This is a genomic window from Streptococcus sp. SS4, assembly GCF_030440125.1.
GTDB lineage: Bacteria > Bacillota > Bacilli > Lactobacillales > Streptococcaceae > Streptococcus.
This window is the reverse complement of record NZ_JAQFJM010000012.1, coordinates 61,120-84,759: the sequence shown is the minus strand read 5'-3', so window position 1 is coordinate 84,759 and position 23,640 is coordinate 61,120. Positions and strand designations below refer to the sequence as shown.

The 23,640-nt window shown below is 40.3% G+C and carries 20 protein-coding genes and 4 pseudogenes; 22 read left to right on the top strand and 2 right to left on the bottom strand.

Translation table 11 applies throughout. From position 1 onward, the window contains the following. A pseudogene (locus tag PCY16_RS10485) lies at positions 1 to 218 on the bottom strand (transposase family protein); the annotation flags it as partial. On the opposite strand from PCY16_RS10485, the pseudogene PCY16_RS10480 reads away from it, so the two are divergent. Together PCY16_RS10480 and PCY16_RS10475 are read left to right on the top strand one after the other, a co-directional pair. Beyond that, positions 203 to 325 (top strand): annotated as a pseudogene (locus tag PCY16_RS10480) (Holliday junction branch migration protein RuvA); the annotation flags it as partial. The pseudogenes PCY16_RS10485 and PCY16_RS10480 sit on opposite strands and share 16 nt — an antisense overlap. 7 nt (positions 326 to 332) lie before the next feature. Next, entirely contained in the window at positions 333 to 881 is a 549-nt protein-coding gene (locus tag PCY16_RS10475) for a DNA-3-methyladenine glycosylase I (protein ID WP_064521287.1), read from the top strand. A 96-nt stretch (positions 882 to 977) separates the two neighbouring features. On the opposite strand, the gene PCY16_RS10470 is transcribed toward PCY16_RS10475, so the two are convergent. Then, on the bottom strand, positions 978 to 1,241 hold the full coding sequence (locus PCY16_RS10470; protein WP_064521289.1) for a SemiSWEET family transporter: 264 nt from the start codon (positions 1,239 to 1,241) through the stop codon (positions 978 to 980). Positions 1,242 to 1,390: 149 nt separating this feature from the next. On the opposite strand from PCY16_RS10470, the pseudogene PCY16_RS10465 reads away from it, so the two are divergent. The 20 genes and pseudogenes from PCY16_RS10465 to PCY16_RS10370 form a co-directional block, all read left to right on the top strand. Continuing rightward, a pseudogene (locus PCY16_RS10465) lies at positions 1,391 to 1,796 on the top strand (transposase); the annotation flags it as partial. Between the two features lie 208 nt (positions 1,797 to 2,004). Continuing rightward, a complete protein-coding gene (locus PCY16_RS10460) occupies positions 2,005 to 6,804 on the top strand; it encodes a glycoside hydrolase family 70 protein (protein WP_195413559.1) in 4,800 nt (1,599 codons plus the stop codon). Between the two features lie 140 nt (positions 6,805 to 6,944). Then, positions 6,945 to 8,114 (top strand): annotated as a pseudogene (locus tag PCY16_RS10455) (FtsW/RodA/SpoVE family cell cycle protein); the annotation flags it as partial. Between the two features lie 377 nt (positions 8,115 to 8,491). Continuing rightward, positions 8,492 to 9,730, top strand: a complete 1,239-nt coding sequence (gene hflX / locus PCY16_RS10450; protein ID WP_195413560.1) for a GTPase HflX — start codon at positions 8,492 to 8,494, stop codon at positions 9,728 to 9,730. Next, entirely contained in the window at positions 9,723 to 10,364 is a 642-nt protein-coding gene (locus PCY16_RS10445) for a cystathionine beta-lyase (protein WP_195413561.1), read from the top strand. Before hflX ends, PCY16_RS10445 begins: the two co-directional genes overlap by 8 nt. Before the next feature lie 31 nt (positions 10,365 to 10,395). Beyond that, positions 10,396 to 11,325 carry a ribonuclease Z gene (gene rnz / locus PCY16_RS10440; RefSeq protein ID WP_013990735.1) on the top strand — a complete coding sequence of 310 codons (930 nt, stop codon included), beginning with the start codon at positions 10,396 to 10,398 and terminating at the stop codon, positions 11,323 to 11,325. Then, positions 11,325 to 12,092, top strand: coding sequence for an SDR family oxidoreductase (locus tag PCY16_RS10435; RefSeq protein ID WP_195413562.1), 768 nt, complete (start codon positions 11,325 to 11,327; stop codon positions 12,090 to 12,092). Before rnz ends, PCY16_RS10435 begins: the two co-directional genes overlap by 1 nt. An 11-nt stretch (positions 12,093 to 12,103) precedes the next feature. After that, entirely contained in the window at positions 12,104 to 12,814 is a 711-nt protein-coding gene (locus PCY16_RS10430; RefSeq protein ID WP_195413563.1) for a class I SAM-dependent methyltransferase, read from the top strand. A gap of 1 nt (position 12,815) precedes the next feature. After that, complete coding sequence (locus tag PCY16_RS10425; protein ID WP_014634313.1) at positions 12,816 to 13,220, top strand: GNAT family N-acetyltransferase; 405 nt, start codon at positions 12,816 to 12,818, stop codon at positions 13,218 to 13,220. A gap of 310 nt (positions 13,221 to 13,530) precedes the next feature. Continuing rightward, positions 13,531 to 15,732, top strand: a complete 2,202-nt coding sequence (gene recJ, locus PCY16_RS10420) for a single-stranded-DNA-specific exonuclease RecJ (RefSeq protein WP_195413564.1) — start codon at positions 13,531 to 13,533, stop codon at positions 15,730 to 15,732. A gap of 118 nt (positions 15,733 to 15,850) precedes the next feature. Beyond that, a complete protein-coding gene (locus tag PCY16_RS10415) occupies positions 15,851 to 16,369 on the top strand; it encodes an adenine phosphoribosyltransferase (RefSeq protein ID WP_004182660.1) in 519 nt (172 codons plus the stop codon). 172 nt (positions 16,370 to 16,541) lie between these two features. Further along, on the top strand, positions 16,542 to 17,486 hold the full coding sequence (gene metA, locus PCY16_RS10410; RefSeq protein WP_014634315.1) for a homoserine O-succinyltransferase: 945 nt from the start codon (positions 16,542 to 16,544) through the stop codon (positions 17,484 to 17,486). A gap of 71 nt (positions 17,487 to 17,557) precedes the next feature. Beyond that, the gene (locus PCY16_RS10405) at positions 17,558 to 18,256 is read left to right on the top strand and encodes a DnaD domain-containing protein (RefSeq protein ID WP_004182658.1); all 699 of its coding nucleotides are present in this window, start codon (positions 17,558 to 17,560) and stop codon (positions 18,254 to 18,256) included. Then, entirely contained in the window at positions 18,256 to 18,900 is a 645-nt protein-coding gene (gene nth, locus PCY16_RS10400; RefSeq protein WP_155198178.1) for an endonuclease III, read from the top strand. The genes PCY16_RS10405 and nth overlap by 1 nt, the downstream gene beginning before the upstream one ends. A 127-nt stretch (positions 18,901 to 19,027) precedes the next feature. Then, positions 19,028 to 19,789, top strand: coding sequence for a hypothetical protein (locus PCY16_RS10395; protein ID WP_064521298.1), 762 nt, complete (start codon positions 19,028 to 19,030; stop codon positions 19,787 to 19,789). 186 nt (positions 19,790 to 19,975) lie between these two features. Next, the gene (xseA, locus tag PCY16_RS10390) at positions 19,976 to 21,304 is read left to right on the top strand and encodes an exodeoxyribonuclease VII large subunit (protein ID WP_173018048.1); all 1,329 of its coding nucleotides are present in this window, start codon (positions 19,976 to 19,978) and stop codon (positions 21,302 to 21,304) included. Beyond that, positions 21,294 to 21,509, top strand: coding sequence for an exodeoxyribonuclease VII small subunit (locus PCY16_RS10385; RefSeq protein WP_002884058.1), 216 nt, complete (start codon positions 21,294 to 21,296; stop codon positions 21,507 to 21,509). Before xseA ends, PCY16_RS10385 begins: the two co-directional genes overlap by 11 nt. Beyond that, on the top strand, positions 21,509 to 22,381 hold the full coding sequence (locus tag PCY16_RS10380; RefSeq protein ID WP_070476336.1) for a polyprenyl synthetase family protein: 873 nt from the start codon (positions 21,509 to 21,511) through the stop codon (positions 22,379 to 22,381). Before PCY16_RS10385 ends, PCY16_RS10380 begins: the two co-directional genes overlap by 1 nt. Then, positions 22,374 to 23,201 carry a TlyA family RNA methyltransferase gene (locus PCY16_RS10375; RefSeq protein WP_155198180.1) on the top strand — a complete coding sequence of 276 codons (828 nt, stop codon included), beginning with the start codon at positions 22,374 to 22,376 and terminating at the stop codon, positions 23,199 to 23,201. The genes PCY16_RS10380 and PCY16_RS10375 overlap by 8 nt, the downstream gene beginning before the upstream one ends. Further along, a complete protein-coding gene (locus tag PCY16_RS10370) occupies positions 23,188 to 23,634 on the top strand; it encodes an arginine repressor (RefSeq protein ID WP_002890762.1) in 447 nt (148 codons plus the stop codon). Before PCY16_RS10375 ends, PCY16_RS10370 begins: the two co-directional genes overlap by 14 nt. The last annotated feature ends 6 nt before the right edge of the window (positions 23,635 to 23,640 follow it).

The window sequence follows — 23,640 nt, the reverse complement described above, 5'->3', positions numbered from 1 at the left end:
TGTGCAACTTTTTGCCGGACTAGATTGGAGATTTGGCAGTTTTTCTCAACGATTGATGTCTTAGCTACCGTGACTCTCCTACAATTTTTACACTGGAAGCGACGTTTCTTCAGACGTAGTAGTGTTGAAGTTCCTGCTTGCTCAAGGAGAGGAATTTTAGAAGATTTTTGAAAGTCATATTTGATCATCTTTCCTTGGCAATGAGGGCATGGTGGTGCTAGACTACAAGGAAACAGAGCTAAAGAAAATCAAGAAATTCTTCGAAGGAACGACGGATACAGCTGAGAACTATATCAAATCTGCCCTTAAGATGTTGGTGAAATAGAAAATATATGCCGAAACGTTGTGGTTGGGTAAAAATGAATAACCCTTTATATGTAGCCTATCATGATGAAGGGTGGGGCCAACCCCTTCATGATGACCGTGCTCTTTTTGAGTTACTTTGTTTGGAAACTTATCAGGCCGGTCTTTCTTGGGCAACGGTTCTCAACAAGCACCAAGCTTTCAGAGAATCATTTTACAACTACCAAGTCCAAGGTGTTTCGGAGATGACGGATGCAGAGTTGGAGGACTTGTTAGACAATCCAGCCATCATTCGAAATCGATCCAAGATTTTTGCTACGCGTGCCAATTCTCAAGCATTTCTACAAGTCCAGAAAACCTACGGTTCCTTTGATGCCTACCTCTGGTCTTTTGTCGAGGGAAAAACTATCGTGAATGATGTCCCTGACTATCGCCAGGCACCTGCTAAAACACCTTTGTCTGAAAAGTTATCTCAAGATCTCAAAAAACGAGGCTTCAAGTTTACAGGTCCAGTCGCAGTTTTAGCTTTTCTACAGGCGGCAGGCCTAGTTGATGACCATGAGAATGATTGTGAATGAAAAAGCGGAAGTTAATGAGTGCAGCGTTTAATTATCTGAGAATAGAGAAAAAGCTGAGAAACTCATCTCAGCTTTTTATACATACTATTAGATTTGTTAAAATGAAGTCAAAAAAGTGATTCCACCTAAAATAACACCAGCTGAATTTGGAATGATTAGTACCCAATCCTTTTTAGGTTCTTTTGTCCATCCATAAATAACCCAGATTAAGCAAGATATAGCAGCTGATAAAGGTTGAAATGGTTGAGCTTTATATCCCTGTAAATTGGCGATAATTTGAGGAATGTAGGCAACAAATACTATAATTCCAATAAAAGCACCAATGGAACCTACAATTCGATTAATTTTTTGTTTTGTCATATCATATTCACCTCTGATTGTAGAGTATCAAAATAATTGTAAATAGGCAAGGAATATAGTCATTTGTTGTTATTTTCTGTACAAAATAGATTAAAATGTCTATATTTATATTTTTCAGGGGGTAGTATGCAATAAGTTGTGTAAACACAAAAAGGAATAAATCCGTTATAGTAGAGTTGCAACACATTACTAGAAAGAGATTTATTCCCATTCGTGCTGAAAATTTAGAAATGGCAGTGCAAGCTTTAGAGGACTTTATCGCCGAATGGAAACCAAAGTATAGTAAAGTCATGGAAAATCTGGAGAATACGGATAATCTTTTAACTTTTTATCAGTTTCCCTATCAGATTTGGCACAGCCTTTATTCGACAAACCTCATTGAGTCTCTCAACAAAGAAATCAAACGTCAAACGAAAAAGAAGGGGGGGTCCTAACGAGGATGCTCTGGAACGTTACTTAGTTACTTTGTTTGAAGATTATAATTTCAACCAAAGTCAACGAATCCATAAAGAGTTTGGCCAATGTTCTGACACACTTGAAAGCTTATTTGATTAAAACTCCGTAACTCTACTTGAGTATTTACACAAAATTATTGACAGTATCCAATTCGATTACATGACAATTGTTTAATCTATCATTAAGATAGTAAAAAACTCATTAAAATAAGATCTATCAAGTTTGTTTGGCGCTAAAAAATGATATAATAAATGAGTCTTTAAGGTGTAGATTTTAAGACAAAAAATATATTGGGGAAAAATTGAATATGGAAAATAAAGTACGCTATAAACTGCACAAAGTGAAGAAGCAGTGGGTTACTTTGGCTGTTGCTTTAGCAGCTTTGGCTACCATTGTTGGTGGTAGTGTTACCACAACTTCACTCGCTTCTGCAGAAGAAACAAATAACTCTAACGGATCACCTTCAACAACTACAGTGGGGGAAAATACAAATCCTGTGGTTGAAAAAGAGGTAGGAGCAACAACTGAAGTGGCAAATACTTCAAATGCCACAACAACAGACCGAGCAGCAGTTACTGCTGATAAACCAGCTGAAACGACAGTTCAACCAAATTCAGGAGCAACTAGTGATAGAGCTGCAGCAGTAGAGGTTGAAGCCAAACCTGAAACGACTGCTAAGCCAGAAGTAGCCGCTAAACCAGAAACAGCTACAACATCTGAAGTAGCTGCAAATGCTGGAGTAGCCGCTCCAACGACTGAGAAGTCTAAAGAGCTTTCTGAAGCTGAAATTAAAGCTGCAGTCTCACTCGATAATATTAAAAAAGAAAAAGATGGTAAATATTACTATCTTTTAGAAGATGGATCACATAAGAAAAACTTTGCCATTACTGTAAATGGTCAGGTCCTTTATTTTGATGAGAATGGTGTCCTTTCAAGCACATCAACGTATTCATTCACACAAGAAACAACAAATCTTGTCACTGATTTTACTAAAAACAATGCTGCCTACGATTCAACAAAAGCAAGCTTTGAACTTGTTGATGGTTATTTGACAGCTGATAGTTGGTACCGTCCAAAAGAAATCCTTGAAGCAGGAACAACTTGGAAAGCGTCAACTGAAAAAGATTTTCGCCCACTTTTGATGTCTTGGTGGCCTGATAAGGATACTCAAGTAGCTTACTTGAACTACATGACTAAGGCTCTTAGCAATGGTGAAGAAACAAAAGATGTCTTTACGATTGAAAATTCTCAAGCTAGCTTGAATGCCGCTGCTCAAATCATTCAACGTAAGATTGAGGTTAAGATTGCTGCTAATAAGTCAACAGACTGGTTGCGTCAGTCAATCGAGGCCTTTGTTAAAGACCAAGATAAATGGGACATTAACTCTGAATCTCCAGGTAAAGAACACTTCCAAAAAGGGGCTCTCCTCTTTGTTAATAGTGATTTAACGAAGTGGGCTAACTCAGACTACCGTAAACTTGACCAAACGGCAACAAGTCGTTTGGCAAACGATAAGATCAAGAGTGGTAGTGATGCTGGTTATGAGTTCTTGCTTTCAAGCGATATCGACAACTCAAACCCAATTGTGCAAGCTGAAATGCTTAACCAATTGTATTACTTCATGAACTGGGGACAAATCGTCTTTGGTGACAAGGACAAAGATGCTCACTTTGATGGTATCCGTGTTGATGCTGTGGACAATGTCAGCATCGATATGCTTCAATTAGTGTCTTCATACATGAAGGCTGCTTACAAGGTCAATGAGTCTGAAGCACGTGCCCTTGCTAATATCTCAATTCTTGAAGCTTGGTCTCAAAACGACCCATATTATGTGGACGAACATAATACAGCTGCCCTTTCTATGGATAATGGTCTCCGTTTGTCTATTGTTCATGGATTGACTCGTCCAGTAACTAATAAAGGTACAGGTGCTCGTAATGCATCAATGAAGGACCTTATTAACGGTGGTTATTTCGGTCTTTCAAACCGTGCGGAAGTTACATCATATGATCAACTTGGTTTTGCAACCTATCTCTTTGTTCGTGCACACGACTCAGAAGTTCAAACGGTTATCGCAGACATTATCAGCAAAAAAATTGATCCTACAACAGATGGATTTACTTTTACATTAGATCAATTGAAACAAGCTTTTGACATTTATAATGCTGATATGTTGAAAGTGGATAAGGAATATACGCATTCAAATATTCCTGGAGCTTATGCTTTGATGCTTCAAACAATGGGTGCAGCAACACGTGTTTATTATGGAGACTTGTATACTGATAATGGTCAGTACATGGCTAAGAAATCACCATACTTTGATCAAATCACAACTCTTCTTAAAGCGCGTCCTAAATATGTAGCTGGTGGACAAACATCTTATATCCACAATCTTGCTGGAGATGGCGTATCGTCTGCTAAAGACAATAAAGAAGTTTTGGTTTCTGTCCGTTATGGTCAAGATTTGATGTCTAAGACTGATACAGAAGGTGGAAAATACGGTCGTAATTCTGGTATGTTGACCCTCATTGCTAATAACCCAGATTTGAAATTAGCAGATGGTGAAACAATTACTGTAAATATGGGTGCAGCCCACAAGAACCAAGCCTACCGTCCACTCTTGCTTGGTACGGATAAAGGTATCGTGTCCTCATTGAATGATTCAGATACTAAGATTGTTAAATACACAGATGCACAAGGAAATCTTGTCTTCACAGCTGATGAAATCAAAGGCTTTAAGACTGTTGATATGAGTGGTTACCTTTCAGTTTGGGTACCAGTAGGTGCGACTGACGATCAAAACGTTCTTGCCAAACCATCAACAAAAGCCTACAAAGAAGGGGATAAGGTTTATAGCTCTTCTGCAGCACTTGAAGCACAAGTGATTTACGAAGGTTTCTCAAACTTCCAAGACTTTGTCAAAGAGGATAGTCAATATACTAACAAATTGATTGCAGCTAACGCAGACCTCTTCAAGTCATGGGGTATTACGTCATTTGAGATTGCACCTCAATATGTCTCATCTAAGGATGGCACTTTCCTTGATTCTATTATTGAAAATGGTTATGCCTTCACAGACCGTTACGACTTTGCCATGAGCAAAAACAATAAATATGGTTCAAAAGAAGATCTTCGTGATGCCCTCAAGGCTCTTCACAAACAAGGTATTCAAGTCATTGCTGACTGGGTTCCAGACCAATTGTATACTCTCCCAGGTAAAGAAGTAGTGACAGCTACTCGTACAGATACGCATGGTAAGGTGCTTGATGATACTAGCTTGGTTAATAAGCTCTATGTGACAAATACCAAGTCATCAGGAAATGATTTCCAAGCACAGTATGGTGGGGCCTTCCTCGACAAACTTCAAAAACTTTATCCAGAAATCTTCAAAGAAGTTATGGAAGCGTCAGGTAAGACAATTGATCCATCTGTGAAGATTAAACAATGGGAAGCTAAGTACTTTAACGGTACAAACATCCAAAAACGTGGTTCAGACTACGTTCTCAGCGATGGTAAATTGTACTTCACCGTTAACGATAAAGGTACCTTCCTTCCAGCTGCCTTGACTGGTGATACAAAAGCTAAAACTGGATTTGCTTATGATGGTACAGGGGTAACTTATTATACAACATCTGGTACTCAAGCTAAGAGTCAATTTGTGACATATAATGGCAAACAGTACTACTTTAACGATAAGGGTTACCTTGTAACTGGTGAACAAGCTATCGACGGTTCAAACTATTTCTTCTTGCCAAATGGTGTTATGTTTACTGATGGTGTTATTAAAAATGCCAAAGGTCAATCATTGGTTTATGGTAAGTCAGGTAAATTGACGACTCAAACTGGTTGGAAAGAAGTTACTGTTAAAGATGATAGTGGTAAGGAAGAGAAATTCTACCAATACTTCTTCAAAGGTGGCATCATGGCTACTGGTTTGACTGAAGTAGAAGGTAAGGAAAAATACTTCTATGACAATGGTTACCAAGCTAAAGGCATCTTCATTCCTACAAAAGACGGCCACTTGATGTTCTTCTGTGGCGATTCAGGTGAACGTAAGTACTCAGGCTTCTTTGAACAAGATGGTAACTGGTACTACGCTAATGATAAGGGCTATGTTGCCACTGGATTTACTAAGGTAGGTAAACAAAACCTTTACTTCAATGAAAAAGGTGTTCAAGTTAAGAATCGCTTCTTCCAAGTTGGTGATGCCACTTACTATGCAAATAACGAAGGTGATGTTCTTCGTGGTGCGCAAACCATCAATGGTGACGAGCTCTACTTTGATGAGTCAGGTAAACAAGTTAAAGGTGAGTTTGTGAACAATCCTGATGGTACGACTTCATACTACGATGCCATTACAGGTGTGAAACTTGTGGATACATCACTAGTAGTTAATGGTCAAACCTTTAATATCGATGCTAAGGGTGTTGTGACTAAGGCACATACACCAGGCTTCTATACTACTGGGGACAACAACTGGTTCTATGCAGACTCACATGGACGTAATGTCACAGGTGCTCAGGTCATCAATGGTCAACACCTCTACTTTGATGCAAATGGTCGTCAAGTTAAGGGTGGCTTCGTAACGAACACTGACGGTAGTCGTTCATTCTACCATTGGAATACTGGTGATAAATTGGTATCAACCTTCTTCACTACCGGTCATGATAGATGGTATTATGCTGATGATAAGGGAAATGTCGTTACAGGAGCTCAAGTGATTAACGGTCAAAAACTCTTCTTTGCTACTGATGGTAAACAGGTTAAAGGTGACTTCGCAACAAATGCAAATGGCAGTCGCTCATACTACCATGGAGCTACTGGTAATAAGTTAGTCTCAACCTTCTTCACTACTGGAGACAACAACTGGTATTATGCTGATGCCAAGGGTGAACTTGTTGTTGGCGAACAGACGATCAACGGCCAAAACCTTTACTTTGACCAAACTGGTAAGCAAGTGAAAGGTGCAACAGCTGCGAATCCTGATGGCTCAATCTCTTACTATGATGTTCATACAGGGGAAAAGGCTATTAATCGTTGGGTTAAAATTCCTTCAGGGCAATGGGTATACTTCAACGCTCAAGGAAAAGGCTACGTGTCAAATTAAGATTAATGAATGAAAGAAGTCAATCACTTTTGTGGTTGCTTTTTTCATAAAAAATTGTCTAACTTTTATACATTCAGGTCATTTGTCTGGCCAAAAAAGTGGTATAATAACTCTTGCTAAATCTTTATTTTGGAGTACACATGGCTAAGTCAAAAAATACTATTGAAAGTCGGATAGATTACTCGATTCTCCTGCCAGTTCTCATATTACTACTGGTTGGCCTGGTTTCGATATTTATCGCGACAAGTTTTGATTACCCAAAGAATCTTGTGCAAGTCATGTCTCAGCAAGTACTATGGATTTTTCTAGGTTCAGTACTTGCTTTTGTTGTCATGTTATTTAATACAGAGTTTCTTTGGAAGGTAACCCCCTGGCTCTATATTTTCGGTCTGGGGCTTATGGTTCTACCTCTCGTTTTCTATTCCCCTGCTTTGGTAGCCTCGACGGGAGCGAAAAACTGGGTAAGCATTGGATCAGTCACCCTTTTTCAACCATCTGAATTTATGAAGATATCCTACATCCTTTTTCTATCGAGAATAGGTGTTTGGGCTAAACAAGGTAAGGAAGTGACCAACCTTCAGGATGACTGGTTACTGCTCTTCCAATATGTTGCAGTCACACTCCCTGTTTTAGGTTTACTAGTTCTTCAAGGAGATATGGGGACTGCCTTAGTCTTTCTGGCTATTTTAGCCGGTATCGTAGTGGTTTCGGGGATATCTTGGCGGATTATCTTGCCGGTAGTTCTAGCTTTTGCAACAGGATTAGCCTTGTTTGTAATGGTATTTACTACAGATTGGGGTAAGGAAGCCATGCTCAAGATGGGAGTGCAAACCTACCAGATTAACCGTATCTCAGCTTGGTTGGATCCCTTCACTTATGCAGACGGTATCGCCTTTCAACAGACACAAGGGATGATTTCGATTGGTACCGGAGGAATCTATGGTAAAGGCTTTAATCATCTGGAGTTGAACGTACCGGTTCGTGAGAGTGATATGATTTTCACAGTCATTGCGGAAGATTTTGGTTTGGTAGGTGGTGGATTGGTTCTTCTAACCTATCTCTTCCTTATTTACCGCATGTTGCGAGTGACGTTTAAATCTAACAACCGTTTCTATACCTTTATTTCGACAGGCTTTATCATGATGATTGTCTTCCATATTTTTGAAAATATTGGGGCAGCAGTCGGAATTCTTCCTTTGACAGGTATTCCTTTGCCCTTTATTTCTCAAGGGGGATCATCACTCATCTCTAACTTGATTGGTGTTGGTTTGGTGCTTTCAATGGCTTATCAGACTAACCTCAACGAGGAAAATAAAATTCTCCTGGCTATGTCTCGTCGTATGCGTACGTCTGGAACTAGTCAAGTGAAACCTGTTTCTAAGAGCAAGTCTAAGAAAAACAAGCCTTCGAAGAGTGTTACCAAGGCCTCTCAAGAATTGGTCAAGGCTAAAGATAAGGTTGATAAGGCCACTGAGAAAATGCGTCAAACCATTTCTCAAAATACGCCAAGCATTCATCAAGGGAAGCGTCGTAAGGGTTCGAAAAAGAAACCGACACGTAAACATTAAGAGAAAGCAAGTTGGTTAATCCAACTTGTTTTTCTTTGAAAAAAATTAAGGTCTGTGACCTTTTCTTTGCCCCTGCCTGTGGTATAATAGAAGTCAACTATTTCGAAAAGGGGTTTGCTATGATAGAGACAGCCAAACAGCAAGAACGTGCTATTTTAGTAGGTGTTGAATTGCAAGAAACAGAGCACTTTGACATGTCAATGGAGGAACTTGCCAGTCTTGCCAAAACTGCAGGAGCAGAGGTTGTAGCTAGCTATACCCAAAAGCGTGAACGCTATGATAGTAAGTCTTTCGTAGGTTCAGGAAAATTAGAAGAAATCAAGGCCATGGTGGATGCGGATGAGATTAGCACTGTCATCGTCAATAACCGTTTAACGCCTCGTCAAAATACCAATCTTGAAGCAGCATTTGGCGTAAAAGTTATTGATCGTATGCAATTAATTTTAGATATCTTCGCCATGAGGGCTAGAAGCCATGAAGGGAAACTTCAGGTTCACTTAGCTCAGCTTAAATACATGTTGCCCCGTTTAGCTGGTCAAGGGATTATGCTCAGCCGTCAAGCAGGGGGCATTGGTAGCCGTGGACCTGGTGAGAGTCAGTTGGAGCTCAATCGTCGTTCGATTCGTAACCAGATTGCTGATATTGAACGCCAGTTAAAGGTTGTTGAGAAGAACCGAGAAACCATTCGCGAAAAGCGTGTTGATTCAACTACCTTTAAAATTGGTTTGATTGGTTATACCAATGCTGGGAAATCAACGATCATGAACCTTATGACGGATGATAAGCAATATGAGGCTAATGAACTTTTCGCGACCTTGGATGCAACGACTAAGAAAATTTACTTAAAGGATCAGTTTCAAGTGACCTTGACAGATACGGTTGGTTTTATCCAGGACTTGCCAACAGAATTGGTTGCTGCCTTTAAGTCAACACTTGAAGAAAGTCGTAATGTGGACCTTCTTTTACATGTCATTGATGCGAGTGATCCTAATCACGAAGAGCATGAAAAGGTGGTCTTAGACATTCTCAAAGACTTAGACATGACTGATATTCCTCGCCTAGCAATCTACAATAAGATGGATGTTGCTGATAATCTAGTAGCAACAGTCTTTCCTAATGTTCGTCTCTCAGCACGTGACAAGGGAAGTCGTGAGGCTCTCAGAAGACTCTTGATTGACGAAATTCAACAGATTTTTGAACCTTTTAGTATTAAGGTTCATCAGGATCAAGCGTATAAACTTTATCAGTTGAGTCAATTAGCCTTGCTAGATAGCTACTCATTTGAGACAGAAGTGGAAGAAATTACAGGTTATATTTCACCGAAAAATAAATGGAAATTGGAAGAATTTTATGACTGATTATATGGATTTAGCTTTAAAATATGGTGGTTTTACAAGTTTAGATAAGGTCTATTTGGAAAATACCTTGTCAGACCTTTCGGACAGTCAAAAATTGGCTTTCATTACGCCACCACCAAGCGTGATTAATGCTTATTTTGCAGAGATTTACCAAAAACAATCTCCTGAAGCAGCGACGGATTACTACTTAGACCTTTCAAAAGAGTTGAACCTCTTTAACCCTGCACCATCTTTTGATGAGCGCAAGCCATTTATTCGCCTCAATTTGTCAGGAAAATCCTATGGATTTTGCTATGAAAATGCTGATGAGGTGGCTTTAGTCTTTGCCGAGCATTTAGAGGTTCCAACGGCCAGTATTTTGTTTGAGCTTGCTCAAGTTTTTCCGCAGTATAAGGTTTATCTTGAAGGCACTCAAATTAAGATGGCCAAGGTTGATTTTGACGAAGAAATATTGGAAGAGTTAACACCTGAGACACAGTTACTTAGTCGTGTAACTAAGTTGAAGGGAAATGTCATTAAGTTGGCTAGCTTCAATCAAGACGAATTAGTGGAACTTTTGTCTCAATATAAAGGGCAAAACGTTTATTATGGCTTTGCTCAGCGTGAATGCCTGGCTTATATTGTCCAGAAATAAGAAGAACGATAGATAGAAAGTATAGGAAGTTATGGAATTACAATTTTTAGGGACGGGTGCCGGGCAGCCCTCCAAGGCCCGTAATGTGTCGAGTCTGGTTCTAAAGTTACTCGATGAAATCAATGAGGTCTGGATGTTTGACTGTGGAGAAGGTACCCAACGTCAGATTTTAGAAACAACAATCAAACCTCGTAAAGTTAAAAAAATCTTTATCACACATATGCATGGAGACCATATCTTTGGCCTACCTGGTTTCTTGGCTAGCCGTTCCTTCCAATCGAGTGAAGAACAAACAGATTTAGAGGTTTATGGTCCAGTCGGTATTAAACAATATGTTATGACCAGTCTTCGTACCTCTGGGACACGCCTCCCTTACCATGTGCATTTTAAGGAAATTGATGAGCATAAGCTAGGCTTGGTTATGGAAAATGACAAGTTCGCGGTTTATGCAGATAAGTTGGATCACACCATTTTTTGTGTTGGTTATCGTGTGGTCCAAAAGGATCTCGAAGGAACCTTGGATGCTGAGGCCCTTAAAGCAGCAGGTGTGCCATTTGGTCCTCTTTTTGGTCAAATTAAGAATGGGCAAGATGTGGTTCTTGAAGATGGAACTAAAATCATTGCCAAGGACTTTATTTCCGCACCTAAGAAAGGTAAGGTTATCACTATCTTAGGTGACACTCGTAAGACGAATGCCAGTGTTCGTCTTGGATTGGGGGCAGATGTCTTAGTTCACGAGTCCACATATGGTAAGGGTGACGAAAAAATTGCCAAGAGCCATGGGCATTCAACCAATATGCAAGCAGCTCAAGTTGCTAAGGATGCATCAGCCAAACGTCTTCTTCTAAATCACGTATCAGCTCGTTTCCTGGGGCGTGATATTGGTAAGATGGCAGCAGATGCTAAAACAATTTTTGAAAACACCCACATCGTTCGTGACCTGGAAGAGGTAGAGATTTAATGGCTAAACAACGTATTATCGCTATTACTGGTGCTTCAGGAGGGCTTGCACAAGAAATTGTCAAGCAGCTCTCACCCAGTGATGGCATTATCCTCTTAGGACGAGATAAGGATAAACTTGAGAAATGTTATCGTCATGTGGAAAATAAAACCTGCCTTGCCATTGACCTTAGAGATGACAATGCCATCAAAGAAATGGTCGATTATCTCTATCAACGATTTGGACGTATTGATGTCTTTATCAATAATGCTGGTTTTGGTGAATTCAAGTCTTATGATCATTACACTAGCCAAGAGGTACGTGATATGTTTGATATCAATACCTTTGCGACGATGACCTTTTCACGTCTGATAGCTGAGAAAATGGTGGAGCAAGGCCACGGCCATATCATCAATATCGCCAGTATGGCGGGAAAAATTGCGACAGCCAACTCAAGTGTCTATGCAGCGACAAAGTTTGCGGTAATTGGCTTCTCAGATGCCCTTCGTCTAGAGCTGGCTGATAAGGGAGTCTATGTGACAACGGTCAATCCCGGTCCAATTGAGACAAGTTTCTTTGACCAAGCTGATCCCTCTGGAGCCTATCTTGAAAGTGTTAAAAAGTTTGTCCTCAGTCCTAAATACGTGGCTAAAAAGATTATCCGTATTCTGGGCAAAAACAAACGTGAAGTTAACTTGCCACGACTCTTAGCAGTTGCCCACAAAGGATATACGCTATTTCCACGCATCTCGGACAAACTAGCTACGAATGTGTTTAACTACAAATAGGAGGATACTAGATGGCCGCAAATATCCAAGCGTATTTAGAGAATCTCAAGCAACCCTGGGGTCAAATCTATTATGATATTCTTTTTGACCAATTACAGGATATCAAGGGTAAGCGAGTTCTTGATTTTGGCAGTGGCTTTGGCCTTGTGGCCAACCACTTGGCTCAAGAAAATCAAGTTCTAGCTGTAGAACCCAATGAAGAAATGGTAGCCTTGCGGACCCAGGATCACCCATATCAGCAACTAGTCGGGAGTCTGGATCAGTTAGAAAGCTTTGAGGATGCTAGCTTTGATGTCATTCTCTGCCACAATGTCTTAGAGTATGTAGAGAATCGCAAGGCTGTTCTCAAGGCATTCATCCGCCTCTTGAAACCAGGAGGCCTGCTCTCTATCGTCAAGCACAATGAAGTCGGCCGAGTCCTACAGACCGTCGTCTTTGAAAATGATACTCAGAAGGCCCTCGATTTACTAGCAGGCCAAGATCTGGAAACCCACTCCATGGGTTTGGCTCAAGCCTATGATCTAGATGCAGTAATAGAAAATCTAGCTCTTGAAAATAAAGACTACCAAGGAATCCGTGTCTTTTATGCCTTGCAGGATAATCGCTTCAAAGACCAAGAGGGATGGCGAGAGTCTATGCTCAAGATGGAGCTGGCGGTCTGCCAAGAGTCCCCTTATCGGGATATCGCCTTCTTCCAGCACTATAGATTAAAAAGGAGTTAAGATGTTAGAGTACAAACAAGAGATTCCAGAGATGACAGACCTACTCGCACTGTACAGTTCAGTCGGTTGGACCAATTATACCAACAACCCAGCTATGCTAGAAGAAGCTGTCAAAGCCAGTCTCTGGCAGTTGGCAGTCTATGATGAGGAAGAGTTAGTAGCCTACATTCGCTTGGTAGGAGATGGCCACTCTGTCATTTTTGTACAGGACCTCTTGGTGCGACCAGATCACCAACGCCAAGGCATCGGAACGAAACTCTTAGAAGAGGCTTTAGGGACTTTCCCCAATGTCTATCAAAAGCTCCTTGCAACTGATCGTAGCGAGAAAAATCTAGCCTTTTACCAATCTCTGGGCTTTGTCGAACTTTCAGAGCAAGCTTGTACAGGGATGATTTATAAATATTGATGTAAAGGATTTCCAAATAGGGAATCTTTTTCTTGCTTTTCCTTATGTTGCTTGAAAGTGATAGTAGAATTGAGTTATATAAAAGGAAGAGAAGAAAGGAATATCTGAGAAAACATAAGTCAAATAAGGAGCAATACTCAGTCTTTTATTTTGTCTAGAAAAGCAGGGCTTGATTGGAAATGTACCGCAAGTCTAAGCAACTTACGATGTTTTCCATTCTCTTTTTAGGAAACTTAGGCTTCTATTCACTATGATAAATTTTTTCATGTTATAATAGGTTGACTAGATGACAGGGAGAAAATATAAAAACATGATTACATCAACGTATGATTGGAAAATAAACACAAAAGAGCCAGATGCTGGCTTTTTTAAACTTGCTAAAGAACATGGGCTGGCAGAGACAGCAGCCAAGATTGCCTATGAACGTGGCGTGACGACAGAAGAGGCTCTTGAAGATTTTCTTAAGGCTGATTTATCACACCTTCATGATCCATATCTTCTTCATGATATGGACAAGGCAGTGGCTAGAATTCGTCAGGCCATTGAAAATTATGAGCAAATCTTAGTCTATGGAGACTATGATGCGGATGGGATGTCGTCAGCATCGATTGTCAAGGAAGCTCTTGAAATGATGGGAGCTGAGGCTCGAGTCTATTTGCCTAACCGTTTTACAGATGGTTATGGGCCAAATGAAAGTGTCTACAAGTATTTCATTGAGCAGGAAGGCATTTCACTCATTGTTACAGTGGATAATGGGGTAGCGGGTAATGAGGCTATTGCTTATGCGCAAGAGCAAGGTGTGGACGTTATCGTTACAGACCACCATAGTATGCCGGCACAACTTCCAGATGCCTACGCCATTGTCCATCCAGAGCATCCGGATGCCGATTATCCTTTTAAGTATTTGGCAGGATGTGGTGTAGCTTTCAAATTGGCAACTGCCCTCCTTGAAACTATTCCTACAGAGATGTTGGACTTGGTAGCCATTGGTACCATTGCTGATATGGTTAGCCTTACGGATGAAAATCGTATTATGGTCAAGGTAGGTCTGGAAATTCTCAAGACTACTGAGCGTATCGGGCTTCAAGAATTGCTCCGCATTTCAGATGTGGACCCTACAACGATTTCCGAAGAAACGGTAGGTTTCAAACTGGCTCCTCAACTCAATGCCTTGGGACGCTTAGATGATCCAAATCCAGCCATTGAATTACTGACCGGATTTGACGATGAGGAAGCTCAGGCCATTGCTCTGGAAATCAATGCCAAAAATGAAGAACGTAAGGAAGTTGTTCAAAAAATCTTTGACGAAGCTATGACCATGGTAGACTTGGACAAACCAGTTCAGGTTTTAGCCAAGGAAGGTTGGCATCCTGGCGTTCTAGGTATTGTGGCTGGGCGCATCATGGAACAAATCAGCCAGACAGTAGTGGTTTTGAATATTGAAGATGGCTTGGCTAAGGGTTCGGCCCGTAGTTTGGAATCTATCAATATCTTTCATGCCCTTGATGACCACCGAGACATCTTTACTGCTTTTGGAGGACATGCTGGAGCGGCTGGGATGACCCTTCCAGAGGAAAATCTTGCTCAACTCTCAGATATTTTGTGTCATTATGTCTACGATAATGACATTGATACAAGTGCCAAAAATACGCTTAATTTAGACGAGGAGCTCCAACTCAGTGAGCTTAGCTTGGATACCATTAAGAGCCTTGAAAAACTAGCACCTTTTGGTATGGATAATAAAAAGCCAGTCTTTTGGCTACATGATATTACCGTTACTCAAGCTAGGACAATGGGACAAAATGGGGCCCATCTTAAGTTTAAGGTTAAGCAAGGCAAGGATAGCTTTGACGTTGTCGCTTTTAATAAAGGTAATCTGCTTCAAGAATTTCAACAAGCTCAAGGTTTGGAATTGGCAGTGACCTTGTCTGTTAATGTTTGGAATGGTCAGACAACGCTACAGCTCATGCTAGAAGATGCGCGTGTAGATGGTGTTCAATTATTTGATTTTCGCTCAAAAAATATTGCACTGCCTGAAGGCCTACCAACGGTAGAAGAAGCAGCAGACACAGAGCCTGCGGTTGTCCTCAACACCCTACCTGAATCAGCGACAGAATTAAAAGAGTGGTTTGAAGGTAAAGATTTCCAGGCTATCTATTTTAAAAATAGTATAAAGGAAGCCTATTATCTGACAGGTTATGGAACAAGAGAGCAATTTGCAAGGCTCTATAAAACCATTTACCAATTCCCAGAGTTCGATGTCCGCTATAAACTGGATGAACTCAGCAATTACCTTAAAATTGACAAGATGCTTCTGATTAAGATGATTCAAATCTTTGATGAATTGGACTTTGTGACTATTGATAATGGTGTTATGACAGTCAATAAAGAAGCTGAAAAACGTGAGATTGAGGACAGTCAGATTTTCCAAAATCTGAAACGACTCGTTAAGTTCCAAGAACTCATGGCTCTGGGAACACCACAGGAAATTTATGATTGGCTGTATAAGTAGGGGAGTCTTAATCCAAAGGATTCGTCTTGAAATGAGGGTTAGCATTTTCTAAATTTACTATTTCATGCTATAATAGTATGTAAATATTTTTTTGGCGAAAAGCCTATAGGAAGAACAAATGAAATTAGAAGATTATATTGCATCTATTGAAAACTACCCTAAAGAAGGGGTTACTTTCCGTGATATTAGTCCTTTGATGGCTGATGGAAATGCTTATAGCTATGCTATCCGTGAAATCGTTCAGTATGCGACTGATAAGAAGATTGACATGATTGTTGGTCCCGAAGCGCGTGGTTTCATCGTTGGTTGTCCAGTTGCTTTTGAACTTGGTATTGGTTTTGCTCCTGTTCGTAAACCTGGTAAATTGCCACGTGAAGTGATTTCAGCCGATTACGAAAAAGAGTATGGTGTCGATACACTTTGTATGCATGCCGATGCAATCAAGCCAGGCCAACGTGTACTTATCGTTGATGATCTCTTGGCAACTGGTGGTACCGTCAAAGCTACAATTGAAATGATTGAGCGCCTAGGTGGTGTCGTTGCTGGTTGTGCCTTCTTGATTGAGCTTGATGGTCTTAATGGACGTGAAGCTATTGAAGGTTACGATACTAAAGTATTGATGAACTTCCCAGGATAAATCTATCTATGAACTAACAAAAGGCCTTAGGGCCTTTTTAACTCTTTTAAAACAAAGGTAGCCTCTAAATATAGTTTAAAGCTATAGCTAACTAGAGAAAATATATATTTGATAACAATACCTCCCCGGTTTATAATATGAAGATAGAATAAATAAGGATGGAGATATTGTTATGCCTATAAAACTTGATAATAAGTTACCAGCTCTTGATGTATTGCGTTCGGAAAATGTCTTCATCATGGATGAGAACAGAGCTAGTAGCCAGGATATTCGACCAATGGAGGTCTTAATCCTTAATCTTATGCCTACTAAAGAAGTTACGGAAACTCAATTGCTACGTCTTTTGGCCAATACGCCACTTCAAATTAACGTCGAGTTTCTTTATATGGCTAGTCATAAGTCAAAAAATACCCATGCCGAACATATGGAAACCTTTTATAAGACTTTTGATGAAATTAAGCATAAGTATTATGATGGTCTCATCGTAACAGGTGCTCCTGTTGAGCAAATGCCTTTTGAAGAAGTTGATTATTGGCAAGAATTGACACAGGTTTTTGACTGGTCTAAAAAGCATGTCTATTCAACACTTCATCTGTGTTGGGGAGCTCAAGCAGGTCTCTATTATAAGCATGGAGTTGACAAGGTCCCATTGTCAGAGAAATTATCTGGTATCTATAAACAAACGGTTGACATGCCTGAAAACTTCCTTATGAATGGCTTTGATGATAGCTTTGTGTCACCACACTCTCGCTATACTGAGGTTACGCTCGAGGATATTAAAAACAAGACGGATTTAGATATTGTTGTGTCAGGACCAGAGGTCGGTTTATCCATCTTAGCAAGTAAGAATCTTCGTGAAGTATATAGTTTCGGTCATTTTGAATATGACCGTGATACTCTGGCCAGAGAATACCGAAGAGATTTGGATGCCGGGATCGATCCAGACGTACCGGCAAACTATTTCCCAGAGGATGATCCAAGTCAGGAACCTAAACTGCGTTGGAATCTTGCGGCATCGGCCTTCTTTAGCAATTGGATTAACTATGCGGTATATCAAGAAACACCTTATCGTTTAGAAGAGTTGGAAGACGATTTTTCATTCTACGGTTATTTGTAGTAGACAGTCTCAAAAGACTTATGTGAGCGCATAAAGACTTTTTAGGTGTCTAGCTACTCTGAAAGGTAAATATGAGTTTTTTTGAACAGTATCGATCAGGCAATCTGGTCCTTCCTAATGCTTTATTTTTCCACTTTAAGGATATTTTTCCATCTGCGGATGACTTTCTGGTTTGGCAGTTTCTCTATCTACAAACGACAACTCAGATTGGAGAAGTGGCTTCTAGTCAGATAGCGCAAGCAACTGGAAAGACACCAACTGAGGTTAATAAAAGTATTACGACATTGACTGAGGCTGGACTCCTTGATTTCACGACTATTAAGGTTAATAATGAAATTGAGATGGTTGTAGATGCTTCACCTGCCTTGGCAGTTTTGGATAAGTTAGTGAGCAATGAAAAGACAACGACGGGGCCTGTAGTTGGTCAGCCTACAAATACACAGCTCATCAAGCAGTTAACAGATGAGTTAGAACAAGCTTTGGGAATCTTGAATCCTATGGTTATCGAAGATTTAAACAAGGAAATTCAAGAAGAGCATACTGATCCCGAACTTATCCGTGAAGCTCTGAAAGAAGCAGTATTTAACCGCAAGACAAATTGGAATTACATCAAAGGGGTTCTGCGTAACTGGAAATTGAGTGGTATTACGACGAAAATTCAAGTTGAAGAGCGTCGTTTGGAGCATCAAGGTAAGAAGCACCATCACCAAGTTTCGGATGACTTCAAAACAGGAATGGATGCCGCCCGTCAATTATGGGGTGGCCAATAATGTTAGGAAGAAAACGTGTTAATGAGGCTCTAGCTCTCATGGGGGAGATGTTTCCCAATGCTCATGGAGAGTTGGAGTGGGAAACTCCTTTCCAACTGTTAGTTGCTGTTATTTTATCAGCCCAGACAACTGATAAGGCTGTTAATAAAATTACACCAGGCTTGTGGGCGCGTTATCCAGAAATTGAGGATTTGGCTTCTGCTAATCTTGATGATGTTGAGATGTGTTTGCGAACAATCGGTCTTTATAAGAATAAGGCAAAGAACATCATCAAGACTGCTAGAGCTGTTTTAATGAATTTTGATGGACAGGTTCCGAAAACGCATAAGGAATTGGAAAGTCTACCTGGTGTGGGACGAAAAACAGCTAACGTGGTTTTAGCTGAGGTTTATGGTATTCCTTCTATTGCTGTAGATACGCATGTCTCACGTGTTTCTAAAAGGCTAAATATTGCCCCAGAGGATGCTAGTGTAGAGGAAATCGAAGCGGAACTGATGAAGAAAATCCCAAAGAGGGATTGGATTATCAGCCATCACCGTATGATTTTCTTTGGACGCTATCATTGCTTAGCTAAGAATCCTAAGTGCCAGACATGTCCTCTTCAAAGTTATTGTAAGTATTATAAAGAAACAACCAAGAAATAAGCTGGAGAATGTGACTTTCTTCGGCTTTTTACAGCTGTAAGAATTTGTTACAAACTAGTAACTTGACAAAAGTCTCAGGCTTTAAGAAAATAGAAGAAACGATTTAGAAGCAGGAGCGATATAGTGAATGGCTGAATTCAGTAATGAAGAGTATCTGAGAGCCTTAGCTGATAATGGTGATAGAGAAGCAGCCAAAGAATATGAGCAAGCTTTGGATAATCGTATTTTTCAGTTGCAGATTTCATTGGCTCAAACGAGTGATCCGCAGGGTCGTAGGGAAGTGCAAAAACTCTTGGAACAAGAGGAAAAGAAAAAAAGGGACTACTTTCAAGAAAAAGAGGAAAAAGCTGTGAGCGAATTTAGACGTCGTAAAAATGAAACTACAAAGGGAAGAAAAGTTTCGAGTTTTGATAAACTCAAAGATCCTAAAATCATTAGATGGGTAATTGGAGTTGTTGCAGTACTTGCAGTGGTTATTCCTGTGGTTACCTTGATGTGGTATAGTAATAACCAAAAAGAAAGTGTAACAAATCCATGGAAAAATGGCCAGTTAGCTAAAAGTAAGGAACAAGCAGCAGCATCATCTGATAATCAATCCTCTCAAGTTGATACTTCATCCTTGTCTGACCAGCAGTTGGAAGACTGGGTAGTTTCTACCTATGCTAAAGAACAAGGGTCAACAGGGGAAAATTATAAAAATCTAGGTTGGAAAGTCTATTCTTGGACCGATGATGATGATAACCTAGTTTATGCTCAACTTTATGATGCCTATGGTAATGATGTTCTTCTTTTCCGTGTGGACAAGAAGGGACAACTCGAAGCCTATGGTGGTATTGATGGTTCAAGCGATTCTTGGGACGTTGTTTCAAAAAAATATACAACCGATTAATGAAACCATATAAAACACCTGACAATGGTGGTTGAGACTGTCTTTTGACAGTCTTTTTTGGTATAATTTTAAGTAATCGTGTATACAATTAAAAAGCCGACTGAGAAGATTTGGGGATGATAGTTCTGCAGAACTTTTTTAATGTCTTCAGGTTTTCAAGGCTAGCTTAAATAAAGGAGAGTTGTCGTGTCAGACTATTTATCGGTCACATCCTTAACCAAATATTTGAAAATGAAATTTGACCGTGATCCTTATTTAGAGAGGGTATATTTGACGGGGCAGGTTTCCAATTTTCGTCGACGTCCGAGTCACCAATATTTTTCGCTTAAGGATGAAGGAGCTGTTATTCAGGCGACGATTTGGGCTGGAGTTTTCAAAAAACTTGGTTTTGAACTCGAAGAAGGGATGAAGATCAATGTCGTTGGTCGGGTTCAGATTTATGAACCTAGTGGTTCTTATTCCATTATTATCGAGAAGGCAGAGCCAGATGGTATTGGGGCTTTGGCCATCCAGTTTGAGCAGCTTCGTAAAAAATTGACTGCAGAAGGCTACTTTGATGATCGTCATAAGCAAGCTCTGCCTAATTTTGTCAAAAAAATTGGGGTTGTCACTAGTCCTAGTGGTGCGGTTATTCGAGATATTATTACGACCGTTAGTCGTCGTTTTCCTGGGGTAGAAATCTTACTTTTCCCTACCAAGGTTCAAGGTGAAGGAGCTGCACAGGAAATTGCTGAAAATATCCAAAAAGCCAATCAAAGGGATGACCTAGATTTACTTATCGTTGGCCGTGGTGGAGGTTCTATTGAAGACCTCTGGGCTTTTAACGAGGAAATTGTGGTTCAGTCGATTTTTGAGAGTCGCCTACCTGTGATTTCAAGCGTTGGTCACGAAACAGATACGACTTTGGCTGACTTTGTTGCAGATCGTAGAGCTGCTACGCCTACAGCAGCGGCAGAACTTGCGACTCCGGTATCAAAGGCTGATACCTTGGTTTGGATTCGTGAAAGACAAAATAGAGCCTATCAAGCCTGTTTGAGACGTATACAATATAACCAGGAACGCTTGGCCAAATTGTCACAATCTGTTGTCTTTAGGCAACCTGAACGCCTTTACGATGGTTATCTACAAAAGTTGGATCGACTAACAACAAGGCTTGAAACCTTCATGAGTCAAGATTTCGAGCGAAAACAAAAAAAAGCGGAACTTTTGAAACAACGGTTACAAGGCTTAAATCTTCTGAGTAGTGTTCAGAACTATCAAGACCGTCGAGAGTCTTTGCAACGTTTATTGGTGACCACAACCAAGAACACCATTAATGGTAACCGTGTGAGATTAGAAAAGGCACAGGATGCTTTATTGTCTCTAGATACTAGCCGTATTGTTGCAAGGGGTTATGCCATTGTCAAAAAAAATGATAAACCTTTAACCAGTACCAAGAATATTACCGAAGGTGATCAATTAACCGTCCAAATGAGAGATGGAGAACTAGAAGTAGAGGTGAAAAATGTCAACTAAAAAAACATTTGAGGAAAATTTACAGGACTTAGAAGCCATTGTCACTAAGCTCGAAACAGGAGATGTTGCTCTTGAGGATGCTATTGCTGAGTTCCAAAAAGGAATGGCCTTGTCTAAAGATTTGCAGAAGACCTTGGAAGATGCTGAAAAGACACTAGTTAAGGTCATGCAAGCAGATGGTACAGAAACGGAAATGGATGCCTAATGAGCAAGCTAAATAAAATTGATGCGGCTATCCGTGATTACTACCAAAAAAAGAATCTTCCTGTATCAAGTGATTTAATCACTGCCATCCTTTATTCAGTTGATAGTGGAGGCAAGCGTATTCGTCCACTGATTTTCTTAGATTTACTTGAAGGATTTGGTTTAGAGCTTACTCCTAGTCATTTCGATGTTGCTGCAAGTCTTGAAATGATTCATACTGGAAGTTTGATTCACGATGATCTGCCGGCCATGGATGATGATGATTACCGTCGAGGACGTTTAACCAACCATAAGAAATTTGATGAAGCAACGGCGATATTGGCTGGCGATTCTCTCTTTTTGGATCCCTTTGATCTCCTGGCCCAAACAGAGCTATCAGCAGAAATTCGAGTTCAATTGATTCAAGCATTGTCTCATTCCTCAGGCACCTTCGGTATGGTTGGTGGCCAGATGTTGGATATGAAGGGGGAAGGTCAGGAACTAGATTTATCGCAACTAGCTAAAATTCATGAGCATAAGACAGGTATGCTTTTAACCTTTCCTTTTGTGGCGGCTGGTATTGTTGCTCAAAAAAATCTAGAGGTTTTGGAAAATCTGAAAGAAGCTGGTCGCCTGATTGGTCTTGCCTTTCAAGTCCGTGATGATATTTTGGATGTGACTGCTGATTTCGAAGAACTTGGAAAGACACCTGGAAAAGATGTAGTAGCGGGAAAATCAACCTATCCAGCTCTTCTTGGTCTGGAAAAATCACATGCTATCCTCGAAGAATCACTTAGTAAAGCTGAGGCTATTTTCCAAAATCTAGCTGAGACTCAAGGTTTCAAGAAAGACAGTATTATAGAAATCATAGAAAGGTTACGACTCCATGCCTAAGGAAAGAGTAGACGTCTTGGCTTATAAACAAGGCCTTTTTGAAACACGAGAACAAGCAAAACGTGGCGTAATGGCAGGTTTAGTTGTTAATGTTATCAATGGTGAGCGTTACGATAAACCTGGTGAAAAAATCGACGACGGTACAGAGTTGAAGCTTAAAGGTGAAAAACTTAAGTATGTGAGTCGTGGAGGACTCAAACTTGAAAAAGCTTTGGTAGTTTTCAATCTGTCAGTTGAAGGTATGACGACCATTGATATCGGAGCCTCAACAGGTGGGTTTACTGATGTTATGCTTCAAAATGGGGCAAAACTGGTTTATGCTGTTGATGTCGGTACCAATCAGTTGGTTTGGAAATTGCGTCAAGATGAGCGTGTTCGTTCCATGGAGCAATATAATTTTCGTTATGCTGAACCTGTCGATTTCACAGAAGGACTACCGTCTTTTGCATCGATTGATGTCAGCTTCATCTCTCTTAATCTGATTCTACCGGCTTTGGCTAAGATATTGGTTGATGGGGGGCAAGTTGTTGCTCTTGTGAAACCACAATTTGAGGCGGGCCGTGAACAAATTGGGAAAAACGGGATTGTCCGTGAGAGCAGTGTCCATGAAAAAGTGTTAGAAACAGTGACTGCTTTTGCGGTTGACTATGGCTTTTCAGTTAAGGGGCTGGATTTTTCACCTATCCAAGGTGGTCATGGTAACATTGAGTTTCTCGCACACTTGGAGAAGACAAATTCTCCTCAAAATGATGCTCAAACCTCTATTAAGGAAGTTGTAGCACAAGCACACAAGGAGTTTAAAAAGAATGAAGAAGAATGATCGTTTGGAGTTAATCCGAAAGATTGTCCAAGAAAATAAAATTACGACTCAAGGAGAATTGGTAAAATTACTCCAAAATGAGGGATTAAAGGCTACTCAAGCGACTGTATCGCGTGATATCAATGAAATTGGTATTACCAAAGTACCAACTGAAGACGGTTCTTACATCTATGGGCTCTCAACTGCTCCTAGACGAGTAGGTGGAACCTCTGTTGCGACTCGTCGCTTGTTGCGCGTTGATCGTCAACATGCCTTTATGAATATCGTTGTTCAACCTGGGACAAGCCGCCTCATCAAGAAGATTCTTTTAGATGAGTACAAGCATTTGATTTTTAGTGTTATTGCTGATGATGATACCCTCTTTTTAGTGGCTCAGTCAGAGTTAGCAGCTATTGAACTACAGGGGCAAATCATTAAGTGGGTTGAAGAATAGGAGGGC

What these genes read in the sequence shown, in the direction of transcription:
- PCY16_RS10475 (WP_064521287.1), top strand. Translation starts at nt 333, where the DNA reads ATGCCGAAACGTTGTGGTTGGGTAAAAATGAATAACCCTTTATATGTA.
- PCY16_RS10470 (WP_064521289.1), bottom strand. Translation starts at nt 1,241, where the DNA reads ATGACAAAACAAAAAATTAATCGAATTGTAGGTTCCATTGGTGCTTTT.
- PCY16_RS10460 (WP_195413559.1), top strand. Translation starts at nt 2,005, where the DNA reads ATGGAAAATAAAGTACGCTATAAACTGCACAAAGTGAAGAAGCAGTGG.
- hflX (WP_195413560.1), top strand. Translation starts at nt 8,492, where the DNA reads ATGATAGAGACAGCCAAACAGCAAGAACGTGCTATTTTAGTAGGTGTT.
- PCY16_RS10445 (WP_195413561.1), top strand. Translation starts at nt 9,723, where the DNA reads ATGACTGATTATATGGATTTAGCTTTAAAATATGGTGGTTTTACAAGT.
- rnz (WP_013990735.1), top strand. Translation starts at nt 10,396, where the DNA reads ATGGAATTACAATTTTTAGGGACGGGTGCCGGGCAGCCCTCCAAGGCC.
- PCY16_RS10435 (WP_195413562.1), top strand. Translation starts at nt 11,325, where the DNA reads ATGGCTAAACAACGTATTATCGCTATTACTGGTGCTTCAGGAGGGCTT.
- PCY16_RS10430 (WP_195413563.1), top strand. Translation starts at nt 12,104, where the DNA reads ATGGCCGCAAATATCCAAGCGTATTTAGAGAATCTCAAGCAACCCTGG.
- PCY16_RS10425 (WP_014634313.1), top strand. Translation starts at nt 12,816, where the DNA reads ATGTTAGAGTACAAACAAGAGATTCCAGAGATGACAGACCTACTCGCA.
- recJ (WP_195413564.1), top strand. Translation starts at nt 13,531, where the DNA reads ATGATTACATCAACGTATGATTGGAAAATAAACACAAAAGAGCCAGAT.
- PCY16_RS10415 (WP_004182660.1), top strand. Translation starts at nt 15,851, where the DNA reads ATGAAATTAGAAGATTATATTGCATCTATTGAAAACTACCCTAAAGAA.
- metA (WP_014634315.1), top strand. Translation starts at nt 16,542, where the DNA reads ATGCCTATAAAACTTGATAATAAGTTACCAGCTCTTGATGTATTGCGT.
- PCY16_RS10405 (WP_004182658.1), top strand. Translation starts at nt 17,558, where the DNA reads ATGAGTTTTTTTGAACAGTATCGATCAGGCAATCTGGTCCTTCCTAAT.
- nth (WP_155198178.1), top strand. Translation starts at nt 18,256, where the DNA reads ATGTTAGGAAGAAAACGTGTTAATGAGGCTCTAGCTCTCATGGGGGAG.
- PCY16_RS10395 (WP_064521298.1), top strand. Translation starts at nt 19,028, where the DNA reads ATGGCTGAATTCAGTAATGAAGAGTATCTGAGAGCCTTAGCTGATAAT.
- PCY16_RS10385 (WP_002884058.1), top strand. Translation starts at nt 21,294, where the DNA reads ATGTCAACTAAAAAAACATTTGAGGAAAATTTACAGGACTTAGAAGCC.
- PCY16_RS10380 (WP_070476336.1), top strand. Translation starts at nt 21,509, where the DNA reads ATGAGCAAGCTAAATAAAATTGATGCGGCTATCCGTGATTACTACCAA.
- PCY16_RS10375 (WP_155198180.1), top strand. Translation starts at nt 22,374, where the DNA reads ATGCCTAAGGAAAGAGTAGACGTCTTGGCTTATAAACAAGGCCTTTTT.
- PCY16_RS10370 (WP_002890762.1), top strand. Translation starts at nt 23,188, where the DNA reads ATGAAGAAGAATGATCGTTTGGAGTTAATCCGAAAGATTGTCCAAGAA.